The 2285-nt window shown below is 37.9% G+C and carries 5 protein-coding genes; 4 read left to right on the top strand and 1 reads right to left on the bottom strand.

Translation table 11 applies throughout. The features are described from left to right. The coding region (locus tag NM10_RS12525; RefSeq protein ID WP_020311907.1) for a transposase at positions 1-158 on the bottom strand (158 nt) is incomplete at its 3' end. Positions 159-521: 363 nt separating this feature from the next. Here NM10_RS12525 and NM10_RS12520 point away from each other — a divergent pair. The 4 genes from NM10_RS12520 to NM10_RS12505 all read left to right on the top strand — a co-directional run. Continuing rightward, positions 522-1052, top strand: a complete 531-nt coding sequence (locus NM10_RS12520; RefSeq protein ID WP_020311906.1) for a hypothetical protein — start codon at positions 522-524, stop codon at positions 1050-1052. Beyond that, on the top strand, positions 1033-1236 hold the full coding sequence (locus NM10_RS12515) for a hypothetical protein (protein ID WP_020311905.1): 204 nt from the start codon (positions 1033-1035) through the stop codon (positions 1234-1236). Before NM10_RS12520 ends, NM10_RS12515 begins: the two co-directional genes overlap by 20 nt. Further along, complete coding sequence (locus tag NM10_RS12510) at positions 1233-1634, top strand: protein-export chaperone SecB (RefSeq protein ID WP_020311904.1); 402 nt, start codon at positions 1233-1235, stop codon at positions 1632-1634. Before NM10_RS12515 ends, NM10_RS12510 begins: the two co-directional genes overlap by 4 nt. Before the next feature lie 189 nt (positions 1635-1823). Further along, the coding region (locus NM10_RS12505; protein WP_020311903.1) for an IS256 family transposase at positions 1824-2285 on the top strand (462 nt) is incomplete at its 3' end.

Below are 2285 nucleotides of genomic sequence, written 5' to 3'. Positions count from 1 at the left end.
TCARGATGGGCATTTTGCAGGAATTCTTGCTTCCATTTTCTGACCATGTTTGGGTTCAGGCCGTTTTCAGAACAGATGACATTGAATTCCTTGTCGCCTTGAAGAATTGACAGAACAATCTTGGTCTTAAATTCAGAAGTGTACTTTTTTCTTGGCATGATAGCATCCTCCAATTTTCGTTACTTAATACTATATCATGCACTCTTAAAATTTTCAGTACTGGTCTGAATTCACAGGCCCATTATATTGTACATACATCCCTGACAAAGCATCTCATATGCCAGGTCGTGAATTCACCTCGACAGGTGAATGGATGAGACTCATAGAAAATGGGGGTTATCAGCATGTTATGTAACACTTATACCGAGGTCCTTCTTCTCATTCATAAAAATTCCCACAATATGTTGACACCGTCCGCGAGAAATTTTTCCCTGCAAGATTGGGGAAAATATGATAAAATAGAAGAAACCTTTACACGTCTTTATTTTATTTCTCAAATTAATGTATAGGTGGCACATATTATGGCTATATTTATAGGGTATCATGGTACTGATAGAACTAGTGCAGAGGCTATATTAGAAGAGAAGACCTTTCTTCCTAGTGGTACTTGGCAAGACTGGTTAGGTCGAGGCGTATATTTTTTTGAATTTGATCCGCACCAAGCTTTCATGATTACAAAGGCTAGGAAGAGATGTTCTAAAGATAAAATAGTTGTCTTAAAAAGTCAGATTTTAAGTGAAAATTTTCTAGATTTATTGACTGATGATGATCGAACATTTATGGAAGATTTCGCTAAGGAATTAGAAACGAAGATTAAAGAAAAAGAAGCTGAAATTGGTAAGTGGAAACACCAAGAAGGTTTTATTTTGGATGCTTTATACAAAATTGATCCATTTGATTTGGTGCGTGCCGCTTATCATGTGCCACGAAAACATACGTATTTTCGATGTGATTATGAAACAGTTCAAATTCAGCTATGTGTAAAACAAACAGAATGTATTCAAGTAGAATCCATCGAGGAGGTTGAAGGACATGCTCAGCAAAGAATATAAAGAAAATGTAATGAAATGCTTGAAAAATATGGATACAAAAGAATTAGTCAATTTGTTGGAAGAAGTAGGATCGACTAGGGTTATGTATAGTTTGCAGTTTGATGTTTCTACACAAAGTGTATATACTTTTTTGGCGACAGACAAAGATAAAAATATTACGGATGAAGGGAACCATGTAGCATGAAAATTGATAACTCTATAGCTGCATTTCAAATGACCAACTATTTATTTGAAGAATTATCTTTCAAAAAAGACGTTGGTTTTATACCATCACATAAGTATAAGTTGAATCTTGATTTAAACGTGGATACACAGCTATTGGATGAGACTAATGGAATGGTTATTTTGGAATGTACCGTTACAGGTGAAAATGCTTTTACTATTTGCGCAAAGATGAAGGGTGTTTTCTCTTTAAAAAAAGGAGAAAATATTAACTTTAAAAAATTTTTGCAGCTGAATGGGACAACGGTTATGTTTCCTTTTTTACGTTCTGCAATTTCTGATTTAACGCGTGTCTGCAATATAGCGCCCGTTGTTTTGCCATTGATAAATATTACGAATTTTATTAAAGAAGAAAAATAATTTTTTGTAGGCTGTTCTGATGGATGGTCTTTCGTTAGTTATGAAAAGGCTCCCTTTCGCAGGGGAGCCTTTCTAGCATGGATAAGGTAAAATATATTTCGCAAATTCAATTTCATAAAAAATAGACATAGTCTATTGCCGCTAGTACAATTAAGTTACCACACAAAATTCGTAAGGAGGTAATAGACCATGTCTGGTAATATTATACAACTTAATGAGGATCTTATAAAGAATAATTTAAAAGATCTTGTACGCAACAGTGTAGAGGAAACACTGAACGCCCTGCTCGACCACGAGGCGGATGAACTCGTCCGCGCTGGCAAGTATGAGCGAACGGGAGACCGTAAGGGCTACCGTTCCGGTCATTACGAGCGGAATTTTGGCACGACTTCCGGCGAAGTCAGATTACGCGTGCCGAAGCTCAAGGGCATCCAGTTTGAGACGGCCATCATCGAGCGCTATAAACGCCGTGAATGCTCTGTCGAGGAAGCCCTTATTGAGATGTACCTGGCCGGCGTATCCGTGCGCCGTGTCGAAGATATCACCGAATTGCTTTGGGGCACAAAGGTCTCCTCTGGCACCATCAGCCATCTCAACCAGAAGGCATACAAGCACATCGAGGAATGGCGTCAGCGTCCTTTAACGGGGRAA

The sequence above is a fragment of the Megasphaera sp. NM10 genome (genome assembly GCF_000417505.1).
Lineage (GTDB): Bacteria > Bacillota > Negativicutes > Veillonellales > Megasphaeraceae > Megasphaera > Megasphaera intestinihominis.
This window is presented reverse-complemented; position numbering and strand designations above follow the sequence as displayed.

Excerpts from the sequence above, each read along its gene's own strand:
- NM10_RS12510 (WP_020311904.1), top strand. The coding sequence starts at position 1,233 with ATGAAAATTGATAACTCTATAGCTGCATTTCAAATGACCAACTATTTA.
- NM10_RS12515 (WP_020311905.1), top strand. The coding sequence starts at position 1,033 with ATGCTCAGCAAAGAATATAAAGAAAATGTAATGAAATGCTTGAAAAAT.
- NM10_RS12520 (WP_020311906.1), top strand. The coding sequence starts at position 522 with ATGGCTATATTTATAGGGTATCATGGTACTGATAGAACTAGTGCAGAG.